At 67.5% G+C, this 23529-nt stretch carries 19 protein-coding genes and 1 riboswitch; of the genes, 5 read left to right on the top strand and 14 right to left on the bottom strand.

All coding sequences use genetic code 11. The features are described from left to right. Positions 1-49: 49 nt before the first annotated feature. The 3 genes from araB to E3O45_RS00425 all read left to right on the top strand — a co-directional run bounded on the left by araB (position 50) and on the right by E3O45_RS00425 (position 4028). Complete coding sequence (gene araB, locus E3O45_RS00435; RefSeq protein ID WP_134441062.1) at positions 50-1753, top strand: ribulokinase; 1704 nt, start codon at positions 50-52, stop codon at positions 1751-1753. Positions 1754-1819: 66 nt separating this feature from the next. Further along, the gene (gene araA, locus E3O45_RS00430; protein ID WP_134441061.1) at positions 1820-3337 is read left to right on the top strand and encodes an L-arabinose isomerase; all 1518 of its coding nucleotides are present in this window, start codon (positions 1820-1822) and stop codon (positions 3335-3337) included. A gap of 148 nt (positions 3338-3485) precedes the next feature. Beyond that, on the top strand, positions 3486-4028 hold the full coding sequence (locus tag E3O45_RS00425) for a gamma carbonic anhydrase family protein (protein ID WP_134441060.1): 543 nt from the start codon (positions 3486-3488) through the stop codon (positions 4026-4028). Positions 4029-4263: 235 nt separating this feature from the next. On the opposite strand, the gene E3O45_RS00420 is transcribed toward E3O45_RS00425, so the two are convergent. The 10 genes from E3O45_RS00420 to E3O45_RS00380 form a co-directional block, all read right to left on the bottom strand. Beyond that, positions 4264-5148, bottom strand: coding sequence for a bifunctional methylenetetrahydrofolate dehydrogenase/methenyltetrahydrofolate cyclohydrolase (locus E3O45_RS00420; protein WP_134441059.1), 885 nt, complete (start codon positions 5146-5148; stop codon positions 4264-4266). Positions 5149-5373: 225 nt separating this feature from the next. Next, on the bottom strand, positions 5374-6666 hold the full coding sequence (gene glyA, locus E3O45_RS00415) for a serine hydroxymethyltransferase (protein WP_304988979.1): 1293 nt from the start codon (positions 6664-6666) through the stop codon (positions 5374-5376). Between the two features lie 21 nt (positions 6667-6687). After that, positions 6688-6776, bottom strand: a riboswitch (ZMP/ZTP riboswitch). Beyond that, positions 6754-6885 carry a hypothetical protein gene (locus tag E3O45_RS18180; protein ID WP_255452944.1) on the bottom strand — a complete coding sequence of 44 codons (132 nt, stop codon included), beginning with the start codon at positions 6883-6885 and terminating at the stop codon, positions 6754-6756. (Overlaps the previous riboswitch by 23 nt.) Positions 6886-6931: 46 nt before the next feature. Further along, entirely contained in the window at positions 6932-7276 is a 345-nt protein-coding gene (mnhG, locus tag E3O45_RS00410) for a monovalent cation/H(+) antiporter subunit G (RefSeq protein ID WP_092449645.1), read from the bottom strand. Next, entirely contained in the window at positions 7273-7542 is a 270-nt protein-coding gene (locus tag E3O45_RS00405) for a monovalent cation/H+ antiporter complex subunit F (protein ID WP_233195173.1), read from the bottom strand. The genes mnhG and E3O45_RS00405 overlap by 4 nt, the downstream gene beginning before the upstream one ends. Then, positions 7539-8126, bottom strand: coding sequence for a Na+/H+ antiporter subunit E (locus E3O45_RS00400; protein WP_134441058.1), 588 nt, complete (start codon positions 8124-8126; stop codon positions 7539-7541). Before E3O45_RS00400 ends, E3O45_RS00405 begins: the two co-directional genes overlap by 4 nt. Further along, positions 8123-9730 (bottom strand): Na+/H+ antiporter subunit D, encoded by a 1608-nt coding sequence (locus tag E3O45_RS00395; protein ID WP_134441057.1) that lies wholly within the window; start codon positions 9728-9730, stop codon positions 8123-8125. The genes E3O45_RS00400 and E3O45_RS00395 overlap by 4 nt, the downstream gene beginning before the upstream one ends. Then, complete coding sequence (locus E3O45_RS00390) at positions 9727-10251, bottom strand: sodium:proton antiporter (RefSeq protein WP_092449639.1); 525 nt, start codon at positions 10249-10251, stop codon at positions 9727-9729. Before E3O45_RS00390 ends, E3O45_RS00395 begins: the two co-directional genes overlap by 4 nt. After that, entirely contained in the window at positions 10248-13250 is a 3003-nt protein-coding gene (locus E3O45_RS00385; RefSeq protein WP_134441056.1) for a Na+/H+ antiporter subunit A, read from the bottom strand. Before E3O45_RS00385 ends, E3O45_RS00390 begins: the two co-directional genes overlap by 4 nt. Before the next feature lie 142 nt (positions 13251-13392). Continuing rightward, a complete protein-coding gene (locus E3O45_RS00380) occupies positions 13393-14640 on the bottom strand; it encodes an MFS transporter (protein ID WP_134441055.1) in 1248 nt (415 codons plus the stop codon). A 278-nt stretch (positions 14641-14918) separates the two neighbouring features. On the opposite strand from E3O45_RS00380, the gene purU reads away from it, so the two are divergent. Both purU and E3O45_RS00370 read left to right on the top strand, forming a co-directional pair. Continuing rightward, a complete protein-coding gene (gene purU, locus E3O45_RS00375) occupies positions 14919-15773 on the top strand; it encodes a formyltetrahydrofolate deformylase (RefSeq protein ID WP_134441054.1) in 855 nt (284 codons plus the stop codon). 157 nt (positions 15774-15930) lie between these two features. Next, positions 15931-16287 (top strand): YrdB family protein, encoded by a 357-nt coding sequence (locus tag E3O45_RS00370; RefSeq protein WP_241985153.1) that lies wholly within the window; start codon positions 15931-15933, stop codon positions 16285-16287. A 71-nt stretch (positions 16288-16358) separates the two neighbouring features. Here the strand turns inward: E3O45_RS00370 and E3O45_RS00365 are convergent, their stop codons facing one another. The 4 genes from E3O45_RS00365 to E3O45_RS00350 all read right to left on the bottom strand — a co-directional run bounded on the left by E3O45_RS00365 (position 16359) and on the right by E3O45_RS00350 (position 23296). Beyond that, positions 16359-17012 (bottom strand): alpha/beta hydrolase, encoded by a 654-nt coding sequence (locus E3O45_RS00365; protein WP_134441053.1) that lies wholly within the window; start codon positions 17010-17012, stop codon positions 16359-16361. Continuing rightward, a complete protein-coding gene (locus E3O45_RS00360; protein WP_134441052.1) occupies positions 17009-18022 on the bottom strand; it encodes a ring-cleaving dioxygenase in 1014 nt (337 codons plus the stop codon). The genes E3O45_RS00365 and E3O45_RS00360 overlap by 4 nt, the downstream gene beginning before the upstream one ends. 218 nt (positions 18023-18240) lie before the next feature. Beyond that, positions 18241-19485, bottom strand: coding sequence for an MFS transporter (locus tag E3O45_RS00355; RefSeq protein WP_241985152.1), 1245 nt, complete (start codon positions 19483-19485; stop codon positions 18241-18243). Between the two features lie 118 nt (positions 19486-19603). Further along, complete coding sequence (locus tag E3O45_RS00350) at positions 19604-23296, bottom strand: S8 family serine peptidase (protein WP_241985151.1); 3693 nt, start codon at positions 23294-23296, stop codon at positions 19604-19606. Positions 23297-23529: the final 233 nt, after the last annotated feature.

Genomic DNA, 23529 nt, shown 5'->3' with positions numbered 1-23529 from the left:
CTCGCGCACGTGACCGATCGCATCCGTATGCCGCCAAGGGAGTCGATCAGTGAGCACGACCGCAGAGCAATCGCGCGCAGACGCACCAGCCGGGACCGAGTCCTACGTCATCGGCATCGATTACGGAACACTATCCGGCCGCGCGGTCGTCGTGCGCGTCTCGGACGGAGCCGAACTCGGCTCGGCCGTGCTCGACTATCCCCACGCGGTCATGGACACCACCCTCGCGGCCACGGGCGCGAAGCTGCCACCGGAGTGGGCCCTGCAGGTTCCCCAGGACTACGTTGCCGTGCTGAAGAGCGCCGTTCCGGCAGCACTAGCCAGTGCGGGAATCGACCCGGCCCGGGTCATCGGCATTGGCACCGACTTCACCGCCTGCACGATGATTCCGGTCATCACCGACGGTACCCCGCTCAACGAGCTACCGGAGTACGCCGACCGTCCGCACGCCTACGTCAAGCTGTGGAAGCACCATTCTGCACAGCCCCAGGCCGACCGCATCAACGATCTCGCGTTCGAGCGCGACGAAAGCTGGCTGCCCCGCTACGGCGGGCTCATCTCCAGCGAATGGGAATTCGCCAAGGGATTGCAGCTGCTCGAGGAAGATCCCGAGTTGTACGAGCGCATGGACCACTGGGTCGAGGCCGCGGACTGGATCGTCTGGCAGCTCACCGGCCGGTATGTGCGCAACGCCTGCACCGCCGGCTACAAGGGAATCCTGCAGGACGGCGAGTACCCGAGTGAGGAATTTCTCGGGGCGCTCAATCCGGCTTTTTCCCGGTTCGCCCTCGACAAGGTGAGCCACGAGATCGGCCAGCTGGGAGCATCCGCCGGCACCCTCACGGCCGAAGCCGCGACCTGGACAGGACTACCCGAGGGTATTCACGTCAGCGTCGGCAACGTCGATGCGCATGTCACAGCACCGGCCGCGCGCGCCGTGAACCCGGGCCAGATGGTGGCCATTATGGGCACGAGCACCTGCCACGTCATGAATTCGGATCGACTCGCCGAGGTACCCGGCATGTGCGGCGTCGTTGACGGTGGCATCGTCTCCGGGCTGTACGGGTACGAAGCCGGCCAGTCCGGCGTGGGCGACATCTTCGCCTGGTATGTCAACAACCAGGTTCCCGAACGGTACTTTACCGCGGCGGAAGCTGCGGGCCTGAGCGTGCACCAGTATCTGACCGAACTGATCAAGGACCAGCCGGTCGGCGGGCACGGCCTGATCGCCCTCGACTGGCACAGCGGCAACCGTTCGGTACTCGTGGACCATAAGCTCTCCGGCCTCGTGCTCGGCACGACGCTCACCACCCGCCCGGAGGAGATCTACCGCGCCCTGCTCGAAGCCACGGCGTTCGGCGCCCGCACCATCGTGGAAATTTTCAACGCCAGCGGAGTGCCGGTGACCGAGTTCATCGTGGCCGGCGGACTGCTCAAGAATGCGTTCCTCATGCAGACCTACAGTGACATTCTGCGGATGCCCATCTCCACGATTGACAGCGAGCAGGGGCCTGCACTCGGCTCCGCCATCCACGCTGCCGTGGCCGCCGGCGCGTATCCGGACGTGCGCGCGGCGGGCGAGGCCATGGGCAAGCTCAACCAGAACGTGTACACGCCCGATGCCGAGTCGGCCACGGCCTACGACCAGCTCTTCGCCGAGTATTCCCTGCTGCACGACTACTTCGGCCGCGGCGCAAACGACGTCATGCACCGGCTCAAGGGCCTCAAACGCGATGCCGGCGCGGCGGCGTGACCACCTGCCTCGACGCCGCAATCACCTCATACTTCAACCGCTAGCAGCACAAGGAGCACTCAACTCATGCCTTCTCTCACCACGACCCTCGACCACGTAGAAGTCTGGTTTCTCACCGGCAGCCAGAACCTCTACGGCGAGGAGACGCTGCGGCAGGTCGCCGACCAGTCCAGAGCCATCGCTGACGCGCTCGGCGCGTCGAGCGATATCCCGGTGAAAATCGTGTGGAAACCGGTGCTCAAGGACTCCGAATCGATCCGCCGGGCGGCACTCGACGCGAACTCCGACGACGCGGTGATCGGCCTGATCGCCTGGATGCACACCTTCTCGCCCGCGAAGATGTGGATCTCCGGGCTCGACGCTCTGACCAAACCGCTGCTGCACCTGCACACTCAGGCCAACGTGGAGCTGCCCTGGAGCGAGATCGACTTCGACTTCATGAACCTCAACCAGGCCGCCCACGGCGACCGTGAGTTCGGCTACATCCAGACCCGGCTCGGGGTATCCCGCAAGACCGTCGTCGGCCACGTCTCCAACCCGGCCGTGACTCGCACCATCGGCACGTGGACTCGTGCTGCCGCCGGCTGGGCGGCGAGCCGCAGCATGAAACTCGCCCGGTTCGGCGACAACATGCGCTTCGTCGCCGTCACCGAGGGTGACAAGACCGAGGCCGAATTGCGCTTCGGGGTGCAGGTGAACACCTGGCCGGTCAATGAACTCGCCGAGGCAGTGCACGCGGCAACGGATGCCGAGATCACCGCCCTGATCGCCGAGTATGAAGAGCGCTACGACGTCGTTCCCGAATTGCGCACCGGCGGCGAACGCCACGAGTCGCTCCGCTACGGCGCCGCGATCGAGATCGGGCTCAAGTCCTTTCTGGAGGCCGGCGGCTTCAGCGCCTTCACCACGAGCTTCGAAGACCTCGGCGCGCTTCGCCAGCTGCCCGGCCTCGCCGTGCAACGACTGATGGAGCAGGGCTACGGCTTCGCCGGGGAGGGCGACTGGAAAACGGCCATCCTCGTGCGCGTGGCCAACGTAATGGGCGCCGGTCTTCCCGGCGGCGCGAGCCTCATGGAGGATTACACCTACGACCTCACCCCCGGGGCTGAACTCATCCTCGGCGCCCACATGCTCGAGGTCAACCCGGCGCTGGCGACCGAGAAGCCGACCCTCGAGATCCACCCGCTCGGCATCGGTGGCCGCGAGGATCCCGTGCGCCTCGTCTTCAACGCTGCCCCCGGCCCCGCGGTCGTGGTCGCGATGAGCGACATGCGCGACCGGTTCCGTCTCATCGCAAACGTCGTCGAGGTGGTCGAGCCCACCGAGGCACTCCCGAAACTCCCGGTCGGGCGCGCCGTCTGGCGTCCGGAGCCCGACTTCGCCACCTCAGCCGCAGCCTGGCTGACCGCCGGCGCCGCCCACCACACCGTCATGTCGACGGCTGTCGGCATCGACGCCTTCCAGGACTTCGCCGAGATCGCGCGCACGGAGCTCCTCGTGATCGACAAGTCCACCACCCTGCGCGACTTCACCCGCGAGGTGCGCTGGAACCAGGCCTACTATCGGCTGGCGCAGGGCATCTGATCCCGCCGGGCCGAGTTCGGTCCCGAACTCGGCCCGCCTGCTCACCGCAGGGGGCTCGCCGCAGCTTGCTGGCCCGCCGCCTCGGTGCCTCGCTGCCTCGGTGCCTCGGTGCCTCGGTGCCTCGGTGCCCCGGGCTAGGCTGGCGCGTATGACTGCTGACAGCGCCGCCCGAATCATCGTCCTGCCGAATACGCCGGCCCCGAGCATCGCCGAGAGCGCGTTCGTCGCTCCGGGCGCGGTGATCGTGGGCAATGTCACCCTCGCCGACCGGGCCAGCGTGTGGTATAACTCCGTGCTGCGCGCCGAACTGGAGCCGATCACGATCGGGGCCGGCTCGAACCTGCAGGACAACGTCTCCTGCCACGTCGACACCGACTTTCCGCTCACCCTCGGCACCGGCGTCTCGGTCGGGCACGGCGCTGTGCTGCACGGCTGCACGATCGAAGACAATGTGCTGGTCGGTATGGCCGCGACCATTCTTAACGGCGCCGTCATCGGCACCGGATCCCTCGTCGCTGCCGGCGCCGTCGTGCTCGGCGGAACCGTGGTGCCGCCCGGATCCCTCGTGGCCGGCGTTCCCGCCAAGGTTCGACGCCCGCTGACCGACGACGAGATCGACAGCATCCGTCACAATGCGCAGAACTATTTAGAACACACCGAGCTGCACCGCGCCGCCCTCGCTCAGCCGTAACAAAACGGATGCCCCGCGCTGCCGCTACTGCCGGTAAATAAGCGACATGCCGTACGAGGCGTACGAGGCGTACGAGGCGTACGAGGCGTACGAGGCGTACGAGGCGTACGACGGCAACGGCGTGTAGCGAAACTCACCGGCCTTAGCTACGGCTGGCGGAACCGTCGGCAGAGGCGCCACGCGGGCAGCGTTCACCGCGGCCCGCTGAACCTCGTGGCCGCGCCGCGCCCCTACGCTACGCGAGCAGCGACTGCTCGGCGGCCTTGACGACGTTCGAGACCAGCATCGCGCGGGTCATCGGGCCGACGCCACGCGGATTCGGCGATAGGTGCCCGGCGACAGCGGCAACATCGGGATGCACGTCACCGGTCAGGCGGCCTTTGCCGGTGACTTCGTTGTGCACGCGGGTGATTCCCACGTCCAGGACGGCGGCGCCCGGCTTGATCCAGTCGGCCTGGATCAGGTGCGGCACTCCAACTGCGGCCACGACGATATCGGCACGGCGCACCTCACCGGCGAGGTCGACGGTCCGCGAGTGCGTCAGGGTGACGGTCGCATCGAGGCCTTTGCGGGTGAACAGCAGGCCAAGCGGTCGACCGACGGTGAGGCCGCGACCGACCACGACGACCTTTTTGCCCACGATCGGCACGTCGTAGCGGCGCAGCAGCTCGACGATTCCGGCCGGGGTGCACGGCAGCGGGGAGCGCAGTTCGCCCTCGATCCCGAGCACCAAACGCCCGAGGTTGGTCGGGTGCAGGCCGTCGGCATCCTTCGACGGATCGATCAGTTCGAGCATCGCGTTCTCGTTGTGGCCGACCGGAAGCGGCAGCTGAATGATGTAGCCGGTCACCTCGCGGCTGTTATTAAGATCCTTGATGGCGGCACGCACGTCGGCACTGGTCGCCGAGCCGGGCAGGTCGATGCGAATCGATTCGATGCCAACCTCGGCGCAGTCACTGTGCTTGCCGGCGACGTAGGTCTCCGAGCCGGGATCATTGCCGACCAGCAGGGTGGCCAGTCCGGGCACGACACCGTGCGCGCGCAGGGCCACGATGCGATCGCGAAGCTCAGCCTTGATATCAGACGCGGTCTTGACACCGTCGAGTGTGATTGCCGTCATTTGCGGTTCCCTACTGTTGTGGTTCAGGTCGGTACTGTCGTCCAGGTCACTCGGTCGGGGCCCGGGCCCCGTCCGCGGGCCCAGGTTATAACGTGGACCCAGGGACGGGGCCCAGGCCCCGGACAAAGGTGCGGCGGAGGTACATTGCGCGAGTAACTCGCAGGCGGGCACGAGAAGACGGATGCTGCCGGCCAGGCCGGCCGGCAGCATCCGTTCTCGAAGGAGCTACTGCTCCAGCCCGGAGTACAGCGGGAACGCCTGCGTGAGCGCTCCGACGCGGGTGCGGAGCGCGGCGATGTCGGCGCCGGGCTTGAGCGCCGCGGCGATGACGTCGGCAACCTCGGTGAACTCGGCGTCGCCGAATCCGCGGGTGGCCAGGGCCGGCGTGCCGATGCGCAGGCCCGAGGTGACCATCGGCGGGCGCGGGTCGAACGGAACGGAGTTGCGGTTCACCGTGATGCCCACTTCGTGCAGGGCATCCTCGGCCTGCTGGCCGTTGATCTCGGAGTGGCGCAGGTCGGCGAGCACGAGGTGCACGTCGGTTCCGCCGGTGAGCACGTCGATGCCGTGCTCACGCGAGTCATCAGCGGTCAGGCGCTCGGCGAGGATTCGGGCACCGCGCAGGGTGCGCTCCTGACGTTCCTTGAACTCGGGCTCGGCGGCGAGCTTGAACGCGGTGGCCTTGGCGGCGATCACGTGCATCAGCGGGCCGCCCTGCTGGCCGGGGAACACGTTGGAGTTGAGTTTCTTGGCCAGGGTCATGTCGCGCGAGAGAATGAAGCCCGAGCGCGGGCCGGCGAGGGTCTTGTGCACGGTGCTCGACACGACGTCGGCGTAGGGCACGGGCGAGGGGTGCAGGCCGGCGGCGACGAGTCCGGCGAAGTGGGCCATGTCTACCCAGAGCAGCGCGCCGACCTCGTCGGCGATGGCACGGAAGGCTTCGAAGTCGAGGTGACGCGGGTACGCCGACCAGCCGGCGATAATGACCTTTGGCTTGCTCTCGAGTGCCTTGTCGCGCACGACATTCATGTCGACGCGGAAGGTCTCCGGGTCGACTCCATAGGCGACCGGGTTGTACAGCTTGCCCGAGAAGTTGAGCTTCATACCGTGGGTGAGGTGGCCGCCGTGAGCCAGCTCGAGGCCGAGGATGGTGTCGCCGGGGGTGGCGATGGCGGAGAGGACTGCGGCGTTCGCTGTGGCGCCGGAGTGCGGCTGCACGTTCGCGTAGGCGGCTCCGAACAGGCTCTTGGCCCGGTCGATGGCGAGCTGCTCGGCGACGTCGACGTACTCGCAGCCGCCGTAGTAGCGGCGCCCAGGGTAGCCCTCGGCGTACTTGTTGGTGAGCACGGAGCCCTGCGACTGCAGCACGGCGCGCGGAACGAAGTTCTCGCTCGCGATCATTTCGAGGTAGTCGCGCTGGCGGCCGAGCTCCTGCTCGAGCACGGCGGCGATCTCGGGGTCAACGATCGAGAGCGGTTCATTGAAGGTCGACTTCAAGACGGTAGCGGAATCAGGCACGGAGTTCTCCTTATATATGGATGTTGCGGCCCAGGCGTGCGGCCACTAACCGTGTCAGTCGCTCCCCGATGGTGACCCATCTTCGTGCTACGCCAGTTGCGACTCGACCATCATATCAGCGGATGCCGCCGCGCGCGTCTTTTCGTGGCGCTGGTCGGCGCGGCTCCGGTCGTCGCGGCACTCGGCAGCCTCGCCGGCACCGCTAGCTCGGGCTGCCACGATCGCTAATGAGTGCCGCGAGCCACGCTGGGGCGAGCGGGCCGGGTCAGCGGGCAGCGCGGCGATCGCGCAGCTCGTCAACGATGAGCAGATCGGGCCGCAGGTGCTCGGTCTCGTAGGCGGCCCGACCCACGAGGTGCGCGGCCATCGGCGCGGTCAGCGCCTGAAACACCACGATGGCGACCACGAGGGTGACGGTGCCGACCGAGAAATTGTTGATCGCGACATCCGCTGTCACGGCCATGAGCCCGAAGATCTGCGGCTTGGTCGCGGCATGCAGGCGCGACAGAACGTCGGGAAAGCGAATCAGCCCGATTCCGGCGGCGAGGCACATCGCAGCGCCGGCGAGCACCAGAATAGCCGTCAGCACGTCGTGCAACAGGGCGCTCATGCGCTGTCCCTGGCCGGCAGAAAGCGGGCGACGCTGAGCGATCCGAGCACCGCGAACAGCGCCAGCACGAGCAGCACCGGCAGGGTGTCGGTGTGCCGGTTGAGCGCCATCTCCGCGGCGAGGGCGCAAATGATCGTCGCGACCAGCACGTCGGAGGCGATGACCCGGTCCAGCACGCTCGGGCCGACGACGATACGGTAGACGGCCAGGAGGGCGCCGACCGCGAACATGATCGACGCGACGACGGCCACAATCTGCAACATCATGAGGTTCCCTTCAGGCGAGCTGCGCGCCGATCTGCGGGCCGCACCCCGCGCATCCGTTCAACGTCTTCGCTTGAGCCGAACCCGCGCACAATGCGTCGCTCGGTGTCCAGCACCCGGCGGCGAAAACTCTCGATATCGCGAGCGCTCTGCATATTGAGCACGTGCAGATAGAGGATCGACGATTCTCGGTCGATGTCGACCACGATCGAGCCGGGAACGATCGACGTGGCCACGGCGGTCCAGGTGAGAATGAGGTCGCTGCGGGTGCGCAGTCGAATCTCCAGAATGGCGTTCGACGTGACCAGCCGCGGCTTCACGGCCAGCCAGGACACGTCGATCGAGGCGCGCACAATGTCCAGGATCAGTCGCACGAAGAATACGACGGTGTGCAGCGGATGCAGCCGCCCACTCAGTTGCACCGGCACCAGATAAAACGCCACGGTAACGACGATGCCGACGACGAGCGCGACGAGCAGATTGAGCCAGGAGAATTCGCCCCAGAGCAGCATCCACAGCACGATGAGGGCGATCAGCGGCGGAATCTGGTTGCCGACGGCGCCCCGCCGTTCGCGCGGCGTGGTCATCGGGAACCCCCCTCGAAGTTGGTGCCCACGTTGCTCTCTTCGATTGAACCGGTACCGTTCGGGAACACGGCATCAATGTAGGTCGACGGCGAGCTGATATTGGCGGCAGCTCGGGTGGCCAGGGCGAAGATCGGCCCGGCGAACACCGTCAGTCCCAGGGTCAGCACGAGCATGGAGGTGGTCGCGCCGACCATGAGCGGTGAGATCGTCTTCTTCAGCACGAGCCCAGCGTCCTGCGGGTCTTCCACGAGCTGCGCCGACATAGACGAGGTGTAGTCCTTCACCTGTTTCTTCGGCCGCCAGAACGCCAGGTTCCAGGCCCGGGCGAGGGCGTAGAGGGTCAGCAGCGAGGTGAGCGCGCCGACCCCGATCAGCACGTAGATGAGCGGGTCGGCCACGATCGTGCCGGCCTGAAACAGGGCGATCTTGCCGAGAAAACCGGAGAACGGCGGGATTCCGCCGAGGTTGAGCGCGCCGAGAAAGAACAAAATGGCCACCAGCGGCGACGATTTCAGCAGCCCGCCGAGCCGCGACAGCGAGGTGGTTCCGCCGACCCGATCGATCAGCCCGGCGGCCAGAAACAGGGTCGTCTGCACGGTGATGTGGTGCACGACGTAGAAGATGGTCGCGGCGATGGCGAGCGGGGTGCCGATCGCGATCCCGAACAGCATGTAGCCGATGTGACTGACCAGGGTGAACGACAGCAGCCGTTTGATATCGGCCTGGGCGAGCGCGCCCAAAATGCCCACCAGCAGGGTCAGCGCGGCGACGACCATGAGCGGCGTCGAGAACTGATTGTCGGGAAAGAACAGTGTCTGGGTGCGCAGAATCGCGTACACCCCGACCTTGGTGAGCAGCCCGGCGAAGACCGCCGTGACCGGGGCGGGCGCGGTCGGGTAGGAGTCCGGCAGCCAGAACGACATCGGAAAGACCGCGGCCTTCACCCCGAAGGCGATCAGCAGCAACAGACCGAGTATCAGCTGAATATCGGCGGGGAGATCGGGCATCCGCTCGGCGATGAGGGCGAGGGTGACCGTGCCGGTGGCGCCGTAGATGAGGGCGATCGCACTGAGGAACAGCAGGGACGACACCAGGCTCACCACGATGTAGGTGATACCCACCCGGATGCGCGCTCCCGTACCACCAAGGGTCAGCAGCACATAGCTGGCCGAGAGCAGCATCTCGAAACCGACGTACATGGTGAACAGGTCGCCGGCGACGAAGGCGTTGAACAGGCCGGCGGCCAGCACGAGGTAGGTCGGGTGAAAGATCGAGACCGGCGTTTCGAGGTCACCGTCGATGATGCCCTGGCCGACGGCGAACAGCAGCACGCCGAGCAGCATGAGCGCCGAGATGAGCAGCATGATCGCCGACAGTCGGTCGACGACGAGCACGATGCCCCACGGCGCGTCCCAGCCGCCGACCTGCACCACGGCCGGTCCGTGCCGGTCGACCAGGACCAGCAGTACGGCGCTCATCACGGTCGCCGCCGCGAGGCTGAGCACGCTCACGAGAACCTGCAGGCGGCGGCGCTGGCCGAGCATCAGGGCGACCGCCGCACCGAGCAGCGGCAGGCAGACGATCAGGGGAACCAGGGCGGTCATCGCGCGTTCCTCTCGTCTGAAGCGGATGCGCCGGCGCGGCCGGCAGCATCCGCTTTCGACGTGTCTTCATCGCTGGTGGCGCCGTCGCCGCGCTCGAACTCGTCGATGGACTCGGCGATGGCATCGTCATCGTCGGAGGAGGAACGGAAGGTGGCGTCGGCGTCGCCGGCACTCTCGGTGGCGTGCTCGTCGGTGAGGGTGTCGCCCTCGTCGCCGAGCTGGGCCAGCCACCAGGACCGGTAGATGAGGGCGAGCAGCAGCGCGGTGATGCCGAAGTTGATCACGATCGCGGTGAGCATGAGCACCTGCGGAATCGGGTCGACCATGTCCTGAACGCTCGTGCCGGTGACGATCGGCGAGCTGCCGGGACGTCCGCTCATGATGAAGATGAGCAGGTTGGTGGCGTTGCCGACCAGCAGAAATCCGATCAGGACCCGGGTCAGGCTGCGTTCGAGCATGACGTAGACGCCGGCCGCGTACATGACGGCCATGACGATGACGAGGGTGAGGGAGGCGCTCATCGGGTGGCTCCTCCGTTCGGGATCTCGTGCAGGGGATGGATATTCAGCCCTGCAGCCGTGTCGGTCGAGGGCTCGGCCGGGGTACCCGTGTCATCGGGCGCGGGCCGCGGGCCGATTTCGTCGTTCTCGCTCTGCCGATCGATCTCGCTGCCGAGGCTGCGCAGAATGTCGTAGGTGAGGCCGATCACGACGAGGTAAACGCCGATGTCGAAGATGGTCGAGGTGCCAAAGGACAGGTCGCCGAGTACGGGCACTGTGGCGGTGAAGTAGGCCGATTCGAGGGGGATCCCGTCGAAGAACAGCGAGACGACGGCCATTCCCACGGCGAGGATGACGCCGAGGCCGAGGATCTTGCCCGGGTCGATCGGTGCGGCTTCGCTGAGTTCGTAACGCCCCCCGGCAAGGTAGCGGGCCACGAGGGCGAGGCCGGCGAGCAGCCCGCCGGCGAAGCCGCCGCCGGGCAGGTTGTGGCCGGCAAAGAGCAGGTAGATCGACACGATCATGGCCGGGTGGAACAGCAATCGCACGAGCACTTCGATCAGGATCGACCGGTTGCGCGGGTCGTTCTTGCGCCCGGCGAGCAGGAACGCCTGCCGGGTGACGGCGTGCCCCTCGCTGGACAGCTCCGGGTCGGCGACGACGCGGCGCCGGTTGGCGCCCGCGCGCAGGGTGCGGGATTCCTTCAGGCGCGGCACGACCGAGTTGCGGCCGGAGACGAACAGCAGGCTCGCGACGCCGGTCGCGACGACGATCAGCACGGACACCTCGCCCATGGTGTCCCAGGCGCGAATGTCGACGAGCATCACGTTGACGATATTGTCGCCGTGCCCGTCGTCGACCGAGAGCCGCGGCAGGGCGCCGGCGATGCTCGCAAAGTCTCGGGCGCCGAGCGCGATGAAACCGATCGTGCCCATGACCAGGCCGACCAGGCTGCCGATCAGCAGGCGGCGTTTGCGGCGCACCGGCTTGTTGTGCTGGGCGATGTTCGCCGGCAGGCGGCGCAGCACGAGCACGAAGATCACCAGGGTGATCGATTCGACCAGGGCCTGGGTCAGGGCGAGGTCGGGCGCACCGTGAAAGGCGAACAGGGCGACGAGGCCGTAGCCGGTGACGCCGGCGAGGATGACCGCGGTCATCCGCTGCCCGACCCGAGCCGCCATCACCGCGCAAATGGCCATGATCAGGGCAATCAATACCTGGCCTGGATAGTCCCAGAGCACGATCGTTTCGGGCCAGGTACGGTTGACGAACGCTGCGAAGCCTAGGGCGACCACGAACACGCTGAGAATCGTGCCGAGGTACTGCGGCAGCCCGCCCTGCTGGGCGAAGTGGGTGACCCGGGCGGCGACCCGGTCGACACTGCGGATGGCCTTGCCGTAGCCGCGGCCGGCGTCGATAACGTCGGGCACCTTCGCCTGCAACCTGGCCACCCCCCGGCGAGCGCGGAACAACAGCGCGCCCAGAATGAGAACGACGGCGCTGAGATACAGCGCCGGCTCGAACCCGTGCCAGAGCGCGAGATGGTAGGGAGGCTCGGTGATGCTGCCGGCGCCCGGCACGGTGTCGGCGTAGGGCGCGAGCAGCGGGTCGAGCAGCGCGGCGAACAGGCCGAGTCCAATCGTCGCGACGGTGAGCACGCCGGGGGCGAGCAGGGTGTCCCACGGGCTCGCGTGCAGCACGGTGTCCGGCTGTTTCCTGCGCGTTCCAAACGCACCCCAGAAGAAACGGATGCTGTAGGCCACCGTCAGCACGGATCCAACGGCCGTGCCGATGAGGGCCGCGTAGCCCCAGCCGGATCCCCCGACGCCGGCGTCAAGCAGCGAGGTGAAGACGGCTTCCTTGGCGACGAAACCGAACAAGGGGGGCAGCCCGGCCATCGACGCGACGGCGACGAGCGCGATCAGCGCGAGCGCCGGAGCGCTGCGTCCGACGCCGCTCAGTTTGCGCCAGTCCCGGGTACCGGCGCGGTGGTCGATCACGCCGACGACGAGAAAGAGGGTGGCCTTGTAGAGGGCGTGCGCGAGCAGCAGGGCGGCTCCGGCGAGCGCGGTGTCGCGGGTATTGAATCCGATCGCGATCATGAGAAAGCCGAGCTGGCTGACCGTGCCATAGGCGAGCAGCAGCTTGAGGTCGTACTGGCGCAGCGCACGCCAGGCCCCGACGACCATGGTCCAGACGCCAAGCGTGACCAGCACCGGCAGCCAGCCAGCGCTGTCGGCGTAGCCGGGAGCGAGCCGAGCGACGATGTAGATGCCGGCCTTGACCATCGCGGCGGCGTGCAGATAGGCGCTGACCGGGGTGGGCGCGGCCATCGCGGCGGGCAGCCAGAAGTGGAACGGCACGAGCGCACTCTTGGAGAGCGCCCCGACCAGGATGAGCAGAATCGCCCAGGTACCCATCGTGCTGGTCACCGGGTTGGCGACGATATAGGCCAGGCTCGTAGTGCCGGAGGCGACCGAGATCATCACGACGCCCACGAGCATGACCAGGCCGCCGAAGGTCGTCACGATCAGGGCTTGCAGGGCAGCGCCACGACTCTCCCGTTTATGGGTGTAATGCCCGATCAGAAGGTAGGAGAGCACGCTGGTGATCTCCCAGAACATGAACATGATCACCAGGTCGTCCGCGGTGACCAGGCCGTACATGGTGCCGGCGAAGGCCAGCAGCAGCGCCGCGAACCGGCCGAGACTCGGTTCGTCGTCGGTAAAGTAACGCGCGCAATAGATCAGTACGAGGGCGCCGATGCCGGTGACCACGAGGGCGAGCAGCCAGGCCAGGGTGTCGACCCGAAAGGAGAGGCTGATGCCGAGCTGCGGAATCCACGGAATGGACTGGGTCACGGCCCCACCCGCGGTGACCGTGGCGGTCTGGGTGAGCGTGTACGCAAACGCTCCGGCCGGCAGCAGGGCGATCAGGTAGAAGACGCGGGTGCCGAGGCGCCGGGTGAGCCACGGCGTGAACACCGAGAGAACGACAAACGCGAGGAGGAATTGAACCATGCGGCCTCCAGGCTTGTCAGGTCGGGGTGTGAAGGTCTAGTCTACCCGCCGACAGGGGACGGTCTGCCGTCGACGCCGCAAACGTGCAGCGGTAGCCTCCGGTGCGGTCCCCGGCCTGGACGAAGTCAGAGTGATGAAAACGTCAGGAGCGGCGGCGGCCGACCAGGTCGGTGACGACCACGAGCGCGAGCGCGACGACGAGCAAACCCACGTAGACCAGCGGCACGAACTCGAGCCCAACGGTCTCGATCAGCACCGCGCCGAGCAGCGCGCCGCCACCGATTCCGGCGTTGAATGCGGTGGTATAGAAGGCGGAGGCGGTGTCGCGAATCTCCGGGGACGCAGCGTGCAGCATTCGGGTCTGCATCAACGGTGGCAAGGTTCCGAAGGCCATTCCCCAGAGCACGAACGCGGCGAGCGCGACCGGCAGAGTGGCACTGAACAGGGCGAGCAGGGTGACGCTCACAGCGCTGGTCGCCAGACCGAGCACGAGGCCGAGCGTCGGACGCGGACCGAAGACGGTGCCGACGAGCAGCAGCCCGATCGCCCCGGCGACACCGTAGGCGAAGAGCAGCGGTGCCAGCTGGCTCGCGGCGACGCCGAGACCGTCGAGCAGAAACGGCGCGATGTAGGTGTAGAAGCTGTAGTGGCCGATCATGGTGATGCCGGTGATGAAGCAGATCAGCACGACAGCGGGAATGGTTGCGTCGCGGCGACCGCCCTGGGGAGCGGATGCGGCGGCATCCGTTGTGGACGTGCTTGTGGAATGCCGGGCGACCGGGGGCAGGAATTTCCAGACCAGGGCGGCGCCGATCAGCATGAGCACGCCGAGGGCGACGAAGGAGAGGCGCCAACCGAGCAGATGGCCGGCCGCGGTACCGAGCGGCACACCGAACACGAAGGCGAGCGTTCCGCCGGCGACGGTGATCGACACGGCACGGCCGATTTGCGCCTTGGGCACGAGGTGGGCGGCGTAGGCACCGACCACCGACCAGAACAGGCCGTGAGCGACGCCGCCGAGCACCCGCGCCGCGACGACCAGCTCGTAGGTCGGCGCGATGGCGGTGAGCACGCTACTGAGCGCGAAGATGACGAGCACGATAATGATGAGTCCGTGCCGCGGAAACCGGCGGGTCAGGATCGCGACGGGCGCGCTGGTGACGACGACAGTGAACGCAAACCACGACACGAGCAGGCCAATCTGGCTCTCGGTGACGTTCAGGCTCTCGCTCATCTCCGGCAGCAGGCCGGTCGGCAGCATCTCGGAGGTGACCGACAGAAAAACGGCGGCGGCGAGGGTGATCAGGCCGACCCAGGGGAACGACTGCGTGGCCTTCGCGGCAGGGGTGCGCGGCACGGTGGGCAGAAAGATGTTGGCGGTATTGGTCATGGATGCACTCATACTGGTGGCTCGGCGGGCGTCCGGTCGTTCGCACCGGAGCCGGCTGCGCGCCGACGTGCGCGCCCGGGGCCGGCTTGTTCAGCGCGACCACGTCGAGTGTACCGGACGGTGCTGGCGGGTCAACTGGGCGGGCAGGCAGCAGGCAGCCAGTGCGTCGGGACCGAGCATGGCTCGGGCCGGGGCTGAAGGTCAGCAGCATCCGCTCGTGGTGCCGGCGGGATCGGCCGGTCAGCAGCATCCGCTCGCCGGCCCGGTATTCTGGTCGGATGACTTCTCCGCATCACTGGGTAATCACGTTGGTCTGTGCCGATCAGCCCGGAATCGTGCACGCCGTCACCGGCGCGATCGTAAAGGCGCACGGCAATATCTCGGAGAGCCAGCAATTCTCCAACGCCGACACCGGACGATTTTTCATCCGCCTGCAGGTGCAGTCCCCGGTGACCCGACCTGAACTCGAGGCGGCGCTCGCCCCGGTGATCGAGCGCTACGCGATGGCGTCGATCGTCGATGTCGTGGGGCGCCCGCTGCGCACGCTCGTGCTCGCGTCCTCGGCCGGGCACTGCGTCAATGATCTGCTGTTTCGCCAGCGCGGCGGCCAGCTTCCGGTGGAGATTCCGCTCGTGCTGAGCAATCACGGCACCCTGCGCGACCTGGTCGGGTTCTATGGCGTGCCGTTCGAATCACTGCCCATAACGGATGCGGCCAGCAAGGCCGACTTTGAAACTCGCGTCATCGAGACGGTCGACGAGCTCGATATCGAACTCGTCGTGCTCGCCCGCTACATGCAGATCCTCTCGCCGGAGCTGTGCGCACGGCTGGGCGGGCGCGCCATCAACATTCACCACTCATTTCTGCCCGGTTTCAAGGGTGCCAACCCGTACCGCCAGGCGCATGCCCGCGGCGTCAAGCTCATCGGCGCGACCGCACACTTCGTGACCGGCGACCTCGACGAAGGACCGATCATCGAGCAAAACGTCGTGCGCGTCGACCACTCTCGCACTCCGGCCGAGCTGGTGTCGATCGGGCAGGACGAGGAGAGCCGCACCCTGACCCAGGCGGTGAAGTGGTTCGCCGAGAACCGGGTGCTGCTCGACGGTGCCCGCACGATCATCTTCAAGTAGCCGGGGACGGGGCCCCGGCCCGGCACGGCCTGAACCACCCAGCACCCTCGCGCGGCCCGGGCCCACCTTACGGTCCGGGGCCCATGATCTATCGTGGGCCCGCTTTCCGGGCCCGGGCCCGGAAAGCGACGGCACGGCGGATCGGTAAGATTGACGGGTGACAGACACGCGCGCCCTGCCGAAAATCGGCCCCAACGACATGCTCCGGTTCGTGCTCGAACTCTTCGCCTTCATCAGCCTCGGCATCTGGGGCTTCCTGGCCTGGCCGCTCCCCTGGCCCGGGGTGCTGGTCGGACTCGCCGCCCCCGCCTTCGCCATTTTGGTTTGGGCGCTGTTCCGCTCCCCCAAGGCGGTGTTCCGCCTCGACCCGTTCGGCAAGGCGTTCATCGAAATCGCCATCTTCGGCGCGGCGGCCATCGCCTGGTGGGACCTCGGATTCCCCATCGTCACGGTGATCTTCGCCGTCGTCGCGACGGTCAGCGGCGTCATCTCCGGTCGCACAGAGCTGCGCTAACCCGTTGCGCGAGAGCGCAAAAAGTGCCCGATTGAACGTGTCAAACGGGCACTTTTTGCGCTCTCGCGGGGCTAGGCCAACCAGGCCACCGCGGCGGCGACATCCGTTTCGGTGATGCCGTGGCCACCGGGGCGCAGCTCCGACTGCACCTTCGCACCGCGCTGCTCGAGCATGGTCGCGAGCTTCTGCACACTGCCGAGCGGAGCCATCGGGTCGGTTCGACCATTCAGTAGCAACACAGCGGATGCGCTCAGATCTCCGGCAGCGACCCGCGCGTCGATCCCGCGGTCGGCGTCGAGCGAGGGGGCGAGCGGATGCATGCCGGAGAACGCAATCACGCGAGGCAGCACCTTCGGGTGCAGAAGCGCCGTCGCCAGGGCAATATTGGCGCCGTTGGAAAAGCCGACGGCAACAATCGGCCGGTCGCCGAGCGCGTAGGTGGCGCGCGCCCAGGTCAGAAACGCGGCGAGGTCGTCAGCGCGTCGGGCCACGTCCGCGGTGTCGAACACACCCTCGGACAGTCGCCGGAACCAACGATTCATGCCGTTCTCCTGCACCCGACCGCGCGGGGCGAGTATCGCAGCGGTGGGATCGAGCGCGCTGGCGAGCCCGGCGATCTCCTGCTCGTTGCCCCCGGTCCCGTGCAACATCAGCAGCACGCGGGCGTCGTCCGAGCCCGGGCGAAACAGGTGCGGCCACTCGGCCTGCGGCGTCGCGTCGCTCATTCGGTGATCGAGGCGGCGACCGAGGCGGCGACCGGCGCTGGAGCATCCACTACCGCCGGGTTATTCTCGGGCGGCAGCACGATCGGCGCCACCGCGTTCTCGATGGCCTCGCGGCTCGGCTCGAGCCACGGCGGCAGCTTGAGCGAGCGACCAAGTTCGAGCAGCGGCTCGTCGATGTCGAAGCCGGGGGTGTCGGTGGCGAGTTCGAACAACACGCCGCCGGGTTCGCGAAAGTAGATCGAGGTGAAGTACTGGCGGTCCAGGATAGCGGTCACGCCGTAACCGCGGTCGGCGAGCTGTTCACGCCATTCGGCCTGGGTGGCGCGGTCTGGCACCCGGAAGGCCACGTGGTGCACGCTGCCGCCGGCGGTCAGGCCGGGGGTTCCGGAGGGGTCGGCGAGCACGTCGACGAGGTTTCCGGGCGCGCCATCGCCGGCACCAACGCGAGTGCGGCCATCCGTTTCAGAGATGACGTGCATGCCGAGGTCGTCCGTGAGCACCTGGACGGTCTTCGCCGGGTCGGCGACGGTGAGCACCGACGAGTGCTGCCCGCGCACCGCGAATTCAGCGGGAACGGATGCGGAATCCCAGGGATTGCGCGGATCCACAGTTGAAGATGCCACCAGGTCGAGCTGAAGCCCGTCGGGGTCGCGCAGCGAGAGCCGCTCCTCGTGGGACGAGCGCCCGGTCACGGCGGATTCCACACCGAGCTTGGCGAAATGGTCCTTCCACCAGCCGATGCTGCCGGCCGGAACGGAGAACGCGGTCGTGGTCGACTGGCCCGCGCCGGTGTGGCCGCTGCGAATGCCGGTCCAGGGAAAGAAGGTGAGCAGCGAGCCGGGTCGGCCGGAATCGTCGCCGTAGTACAGGTGGTAGGTGCCCGGGTCGTCGAAGTTGACGGTTTTCTTGACGAGACGAAGTCCCAGCCCGGTCACGTAGAAGTCGATGTTGCGTTGTGGGGCACCGGCAATCGCGGTGACGTGGTGCAGTCCGGTGGTCTGTACTGTCATGAGGTCCTCCTGGCGAGTTTGTTATTCATGCAAACGCATGAACGTGCCAAAGTATTCCCAACCCAACCGCTCACGCGCGCTTTCCTGTGGCTATTTCGGAAAATCGGCCACCGCCGCCCTGCGAGCGCCCCGCAATCATGCGGAAGTTCGGCGTGCGGCATTGGCCTGTCCTGAATAAGCCACCCGCGCGCGACCGACCTGACGCCGCCCCATCGGACTCAGGCGGCGACGCGGCGCTCGGACGGCATCCGCAGCGCATAGGCGGCGGCGATCAGCAGGAACACGGCGCCGACGGCAAATCCGGCCGAGAACGAAAAGGCGTCGACGAGCAGGCCGGCAACCAGCGGACCGACGATCGCACCGGCATCCGCGCACATGGAGAACATCGAGACCGGGCGGCCCCCGCGCGCCCCGGCCGCATCGCCGACCGCCGCGGCGGGAGCGGTGCCCATGAAGGCGGCGGCGACCCCGTAGACGCAGAGCAGACCGCCGAGCACCCAGATGTTCGGCGCAAACGAGATGGCAACGATCGAGAGCCCGGCCACAGTGAATGCCCCGATAATGGCCGGTTTACGGCCGACGGTGTCGACAAACCGGGCCGCCGGAGCGAGCGCGAGCGCCTGGGCGACGGCTGCGGCAGCCAACGCGATCCCGGTCCACGAACTCGTCCCCCCGAGCACGACGACCACGAACAGTGGAATGAGGGTGGTGCGCACCCCGAGCGAGGTCCAGCCCTGCGCGAAATTCGCGAGGCAGGCCGCGCGAAAGCGCTCGTCCCGCAGCACGGTGCGAAACGGCGTGCGCACAGCGGATGCGTCGGCGCCGGCCAGCGCGCTGCCCCGGCCGCCCGAGCGCAATAGGAACAGCCCGACCAGGCCGGCCACGGTGAGGGTTCCGGCGTAGAAGAAGAAAGGTGCGGTCAGCGAGATGGTCGCGAGCAGACTGCCGATCGCCGGGCCGGCCATGCCACCGATGAGGAATCCGCCCTGGTAGAAGCCGATCGCGCGGGCCCGGCGGCCCGGTTCGGCCGTGCGCAGCAACAGCGTCATGGCCGACACGGAGAACATGGCGGAGCCGATGCCGCCGGCCCCGCGCAGCAGCAACAGTTGCAGGTAGCTGTCGGCCGCCCCGACCAGTCCGCTCGAGAGTGCGACAATGCCGATTCCGACGGCGAGCACGGTTCGTTCCCCAGCCCAGTCGATCAGGCGACCACAGGCCGGGCTGAACACGAACCGCATGAGAGCGAAGGCCGAGACGACCGCGCCGACCTCGAGGTTGCCGACACCGAAGCTCTGCACGTAGACCGGCAGCACCGGAACGACGACGCCGAAGCCCACCATCACGAAGAAGGCGATGACGCCGAGCACGATCACGTCGCGGTTCAGCCGCGGTTTCAGGCTGACGCCCGGTTCGGGTACAGCGGATGCCCGGAGTCGCCCCCGCATCCATCCCGCCAGTCGCATCCCTCCAGCCTAAACTGCCCAGCCTCGAAACCCGTTCCCGGCCCGGGCCCACCTTAGGGAAGCGGGCCCGGGCCCCGTCCAGAGTGCGGTCAGGGACCGGGCACCACTGCCGCGGGGGCTACCGCACGATCAGCAGCGAGCGTGACGCGCTCTTCGCGGCCGCGACCAGGTCGTTGCCGGCGTACTGCCCGGCGACCTTGTAGAGGCCACGGCTGAGCTTCGGCAGCGTCACGCTGCCGCGCCCGTTCTCATCGAGCGCCACCGTGAAGCGGCGCGTGTCGACCGTGATGGTGGCAGTGTCGCCCACTTCTCCCTTGCTGGTGACCGTGATCGACGCGGTGACGCGACTGGAGAAGAACACGGCTCGGTGGTTGAGGCTCACCGCCACCTTCGCGGCGTACTTCAGCACGACCCCGGCCGAGGTCGCCGTTGCGCTGGCCCCGTCCGGCACCGACGCAGTGACCAGCACGGTCAGTGTCGTTCCGGCGAGCGCCGCCGTCGGCTTGAACGTCGCCGAAGTCGCGCCGGCGATGTCGACGCCGTCGCTCTGCCACTGGAAGCCGAAGGTCAAACCCGCCGTGGTCCACTGGCCGGGGTCAGCCGTCAGCACCGAACCAATCTCGGGCGTGCCCGAAATGCTCGGCGCCACCGTGTTCAGTACCGGTTCGCTGCCTTCGCTCGCCGCGATGGCGAGAACCGTTGACGCCGAACTGTCGCCATAGTCGACCACGCCCAGATACGGCGTGTTCGGCACCAGGCCGGCCCAGCTCAGCGCGTACGTGATTGGCACACCCTGCGGCCCCTGAATCGTCGGCGGCGTCGCCGCGAACCCGTTCGTGGGCTCGCCAGACGAAACCGAAAACGTGTTCACGTCAAACGCGGTCGTGCCCGAGAAGACGTCCACGATGACCTGATAGAAGCCGGCCTCCGGGTCGCTTAGGTCGACATGCTCATCGGCGGATCCGGTGGCCGACTGCCAGCCGGCGATCGGGTTGCCACCCGGGCCGTCGAGCAGCAGCACGAACAGGTCGAGGTCGGAAGAATCATCCACGGCGTTCAGGTCGAACCGGGCCAGCCGGTCGCCCTGAATCTCCACCTCGTAGGCGAACTGGTCGCCGGTCGTGCCCGCATCGGTGTGGGGGCTGGACGGGTCGTCGGCGTTGTTCTGGTGTACCCCGTTGGCCAGGCCGCTGAGGTTCAGCGCCACCGGCTCCGACCCGCCGGGGGCGACGGTCACATCGACCGTGCCGTCCACGCCGGCGCCAGCCACCTCGGTCGGGGCGATGACGGTGACCGGACGAACCGCGATCGGGCTGTGCACGATGGAGAAGAAGTCGCCAGGGTCACCCGAGCCGCCATCGCCGTAGCCCCAGTCCAGCGAGCCGGTGGCGAAGACGTCGAGCGGGGCATCCGTTCGAGTGAACGTCACCGTGTAGCTCTGCGTCTCACCGACGTTCGTGAACGTCATCTCGGCTGGAGAAACGACCGCATCGATGCCGGCAATCTCGATCGGAGTGGCTGTGTAGGTGCCGACCTGGACGGCCGTCACCGTGCGGGTGATCGTCTCCGGCGCCGTGAGGGCACCGATCTGGATCGACGCCAGGTTCAGGTTGCTCGCGTCTATCGGTGCAACGCCGGCATCGAACCCGATCCCCTGCAGGTAGGCCAGCCAGTCGGCCGGACCGCTCTGGTAGATCAACCCCGGAAAGTCCATTGCCGACGGGGTGACTTGTCCGGCACCCTGTGCGAACGGGTCGGTCACGCGCACACCGGCGGAATCGACGGTGTCCAGCGCGGTCGTCATCATGACCGACTTGATCTCGGCGGGCGTCGCGAGCGGCCGCACCCCGAGATAGAGCGCGGCCAGGCCGGCGATGTGCGGGCTGGCCATCGAGGTGCCCGAGAGGAACTGGAACGTCGGGTCTTCCCCGGCGGCGTTGGCACCGTCGGCGAGAATTCCCACGCCGGGGGCCGCGATATCGGGCTTGAGCAGGTCACCGCCGTCGGCCAGCAACGGTCCACGCGAGGAGAATCCGGCAACCTGCGGCACCGGAGTCTGCTCGGCAGTCGTGTTGTCCGGAGTGAACGTGACCGTCGCACCGCCGGTCGCCGCGTAGGCGAAGATCGGGTCGAAGGCCGGCGCATCCAGGTGGATGCTCGGCACCGAGTGCTCGTCCGGGTCGACGTCGAGCGGGGTGCGGTTAACCAGCACCATTCCGCTGCCGCCGGCCCGCCGAACCTCGGCCGATTTGGCGACCCGGTCGTAGACGCCGCGCTCACAGAACACGATCGCGCCGGCCACCTTCGCCGTATCGAGCGAGTTCGGCGCGCAGAGCAGCGCGTCGGCCGGCTCGAAACCGTCGACCGACACGAGATCGGCCCGCACCAGAGAACCCGACAGCGGCGTCGCTCCCGGCGTACGGTCCACGGTGATCGACGCTCCGGCATAGGCCGAACCGTTGCCAAGGGTGGCCGTGGCTTCGAAGGCCGGAATGGTGCTCGCCGCGACCGTGGTGATCCACGGGGCGACGTTGTCGACGGTCGACGGGCCAGGGCCGGCGTTTCCAGCGGATGCCGCCACAAAGATTCCCGCCGCCGCAGCTCCCAGAAATGCCTGGTCAAACGGCGAGAACGTCGTTTGAGCCGGGCTGCCGCCGATTGAGAAGTTGATCACGTCGACACCATCGGCGATCGCCTGGTCGAGGGCTGCCAGAATGTCGGAGCCGGCGCAGCCGTCATCATCCGCTGTCGTGGCATCGGGGCCGGACCAGCACACCTTGTAGGCCGCGATTTTGGCGGCCGGAGCGACACCCGAGATGGAACCGAAGTCGACGCCGTTGACGTTGGCGGCGACCTCGAAGTTGCCGCCGGCGGTGCTCGCCGTGTGCGAACCGTGCCCGTCGCCGTCGCGCGGGGAAACATACTCTCCGGTCGCGGCCGTGCCGATCTGGTCGGCGCCGAACCCGTCGAGGTAGTACCGCGCACTGACGATCTTGGTGCTGCAGTCGCTCGCAGCGAACTGCTCGCCGGTCTGGCAGGTGCCGGTGAAGGTGCTGCCGTCGGCCTTGTTCATGGTGATCGTGTCACCGTCGAGCCACGGCTCGTCGCCGGGCGTTGTGCCGAGCGCGTCGCCGGCGAATGACGGGTTTTCCGGCGCGATTCCCGAGTCGAGCACCCCGATCACCACGCCCTTGCCGGCTTTGCTCGGGCCACCCAGCTTGGACCAGACCCCGGTCGGGCCGCTCAACCGCAGATAGTCGGTCGACGACTCGGCGGTCAGGTGCAGGAGGGTGTCGGGAACCACCGACACCACGTTCTTCTTCGCGGCGAGCGCCGCCGCCTGCTTACCGCTGAGCTCTGCCGAGAATCCGTTGAGCCCGAGCGTGTACGACGCCCCCACCGTGGCGTCAACGGATGCCGCCAGTTCACTCTGCAGGCGAGTCAGGTAGTCCCGGTAGGTTTCGGCTGAGCGACTCTGCGCGTCGAGTTTGGCGCCCAGGCCCGGCATCGTCGCCGAGAACCCGTTGACTCCGCCGCGATACAGGGCGACAGCATCGTCGCTCAGGGTCACAATGTAACGGCCCGCGGTGAAGTCCATCCGCTGCCCGCTGGGCGAGCCGATGCTTCCGGCGAGGCCGGTTGCGGCTGGCGCTGCCAGTGCGGGCGGCGCCCCGCCGACGAGTGTTGATGCGCCCACCAGGGCAATGGTGACGGCGGCGGCGATTGTGGCGCGGCGGCGTGTGCGCGATGTGGACGCTGGCTTCAGCGCAGCATCCGGCGACGACATCGTGCGCCTGAAGAAAGAACTCACGTGGGTGTCCAATCCGATAAGGGTGTGAGGTGGTCTCGTTCCACAACAGAAACAAAAACTGTTCCGATGCACATTTCGCTCGTGACCGTAGCGCGCTCGGCCACCCCCGGATAGGGGCAGTCCCCAGGTCCCACAGGTGGGGAGTCTGGGTCAGCTCTGCACGACCTCCGACGTTTCCCAGGCGGCCGGCGCACTCGCCGGCTGACGCACCGCCGGCTCACCACCAGCGCGCA

Source organism: Cryobacterium sp. TMS1-20-1 (assembly GCF_004402355.1).
Lineage (GTDB): Bacteria > Actinomycetota > Actinomycetes > Actinomycetales > Microbacteriaceae > Cryobacterium > Cryobacterium levicorallinum.
This window is presented reverse-complemented; position numbering and strand designations above follow the sequence as displayed.

Bases quoted from the DNA above. Each gene is read 5' to 3' on its own strand.
- mnhG (WP_092449645.1), bottom strand. From the start codon at position 7,276: ATGAGCGCCCTGTTGCACGACGTGCTGACGGCTATTCTGGTGCTCGCC.
- E3O45_RS00365 (WP_134441053.1), bottom strand. From the start codon at position 17,012: ATGAGCGACGCGACGCCGCAGGCCGAGTGGCCGCACCTGTTTCGCCCG.
- E3O45_RS00360 (WP_134441052.1), bottom strand. From the start codon at position 18,022: ATGACAGTACAGACCACCGGACTGCACCACGTCACCGCGATTGCCGGT.
- araA (WP_134441061.1), top strand. From the start codon at position 1,820: ATGCCTTCTCTCACCACGACCCTCGACCACGTAGAAGTCTGGTTTCTC.
- E3O45_RS00400 (WP_134441058.1), bottom strand. From the start codon at position 8,126: ATGACCACGCCGCGCGAACGGCGGGGCGCCGTCGGCAACCAGATTCCG.
- E3O45_RS00355 (WP_241985152.1), bottom strand. From the start codon at position 19,485: ATGCGACTGGCGGGATGGATGCGGGGGCGACTCCGGGCATCCGCTGTA.
- purU (WP_134441054.1), top strand. From the start codon at position 14,919: ATGACTTCTCCGCATCACTGGGTAATCACGTTGGTCTGTGCCGATCAG.
- E3O45_RS00420 (WP_134441059.1), bottom strand. From the start codon at position 5,148: ATGACGGCAATCACACTCGACGGTGTCAAGACCGCGTCTGATATCAAG.
- E3O45_RS00425 (WP_134441060.1), top strand. From the start codon at position 3,486: ATGACTGCTGACAGCGCCGCCCGAATCATCGTCCTGCCGAATACGCCG.
- E3O45_RS00385 (WP_134441056.1), bottom strand. From the start codon at position 13,250: ATGGTTCAATTCCTCCTCGCGTTTGTCGTTCTCTCGGTGTTCACGCCG.
- E3O45_RS00395 (WP_134441057.1), bottom strand. From the start codon at position 9,730: ATGACCGCCCTGGTTCCCCTGATCGTCTGCCTGCCGCTGCTCGGTGCG.
- E3O45_RS00390 (WP_092449639.1), bottom strand. From the start codon at position 10,251: ATGAGCGCCTCCCTCACCCTCGTCATCGTCATGGCCGTCATGTACGCG.
- E3O45_RS00405 (WP_233195173.1), bottom strand. From the start codon at position 7,542: ATGATGTTGCAGATTGTGGCCGTCGTCGCGTCGATCATGTTCGCGGTC.
- E3O45_RS00380 (WP_134441055.1), bottom strand. From the start codon at position 14,640: ATGACCAATACCGCCAACATCTTTCTGCCCACCGTGCCGCGCACCCCT.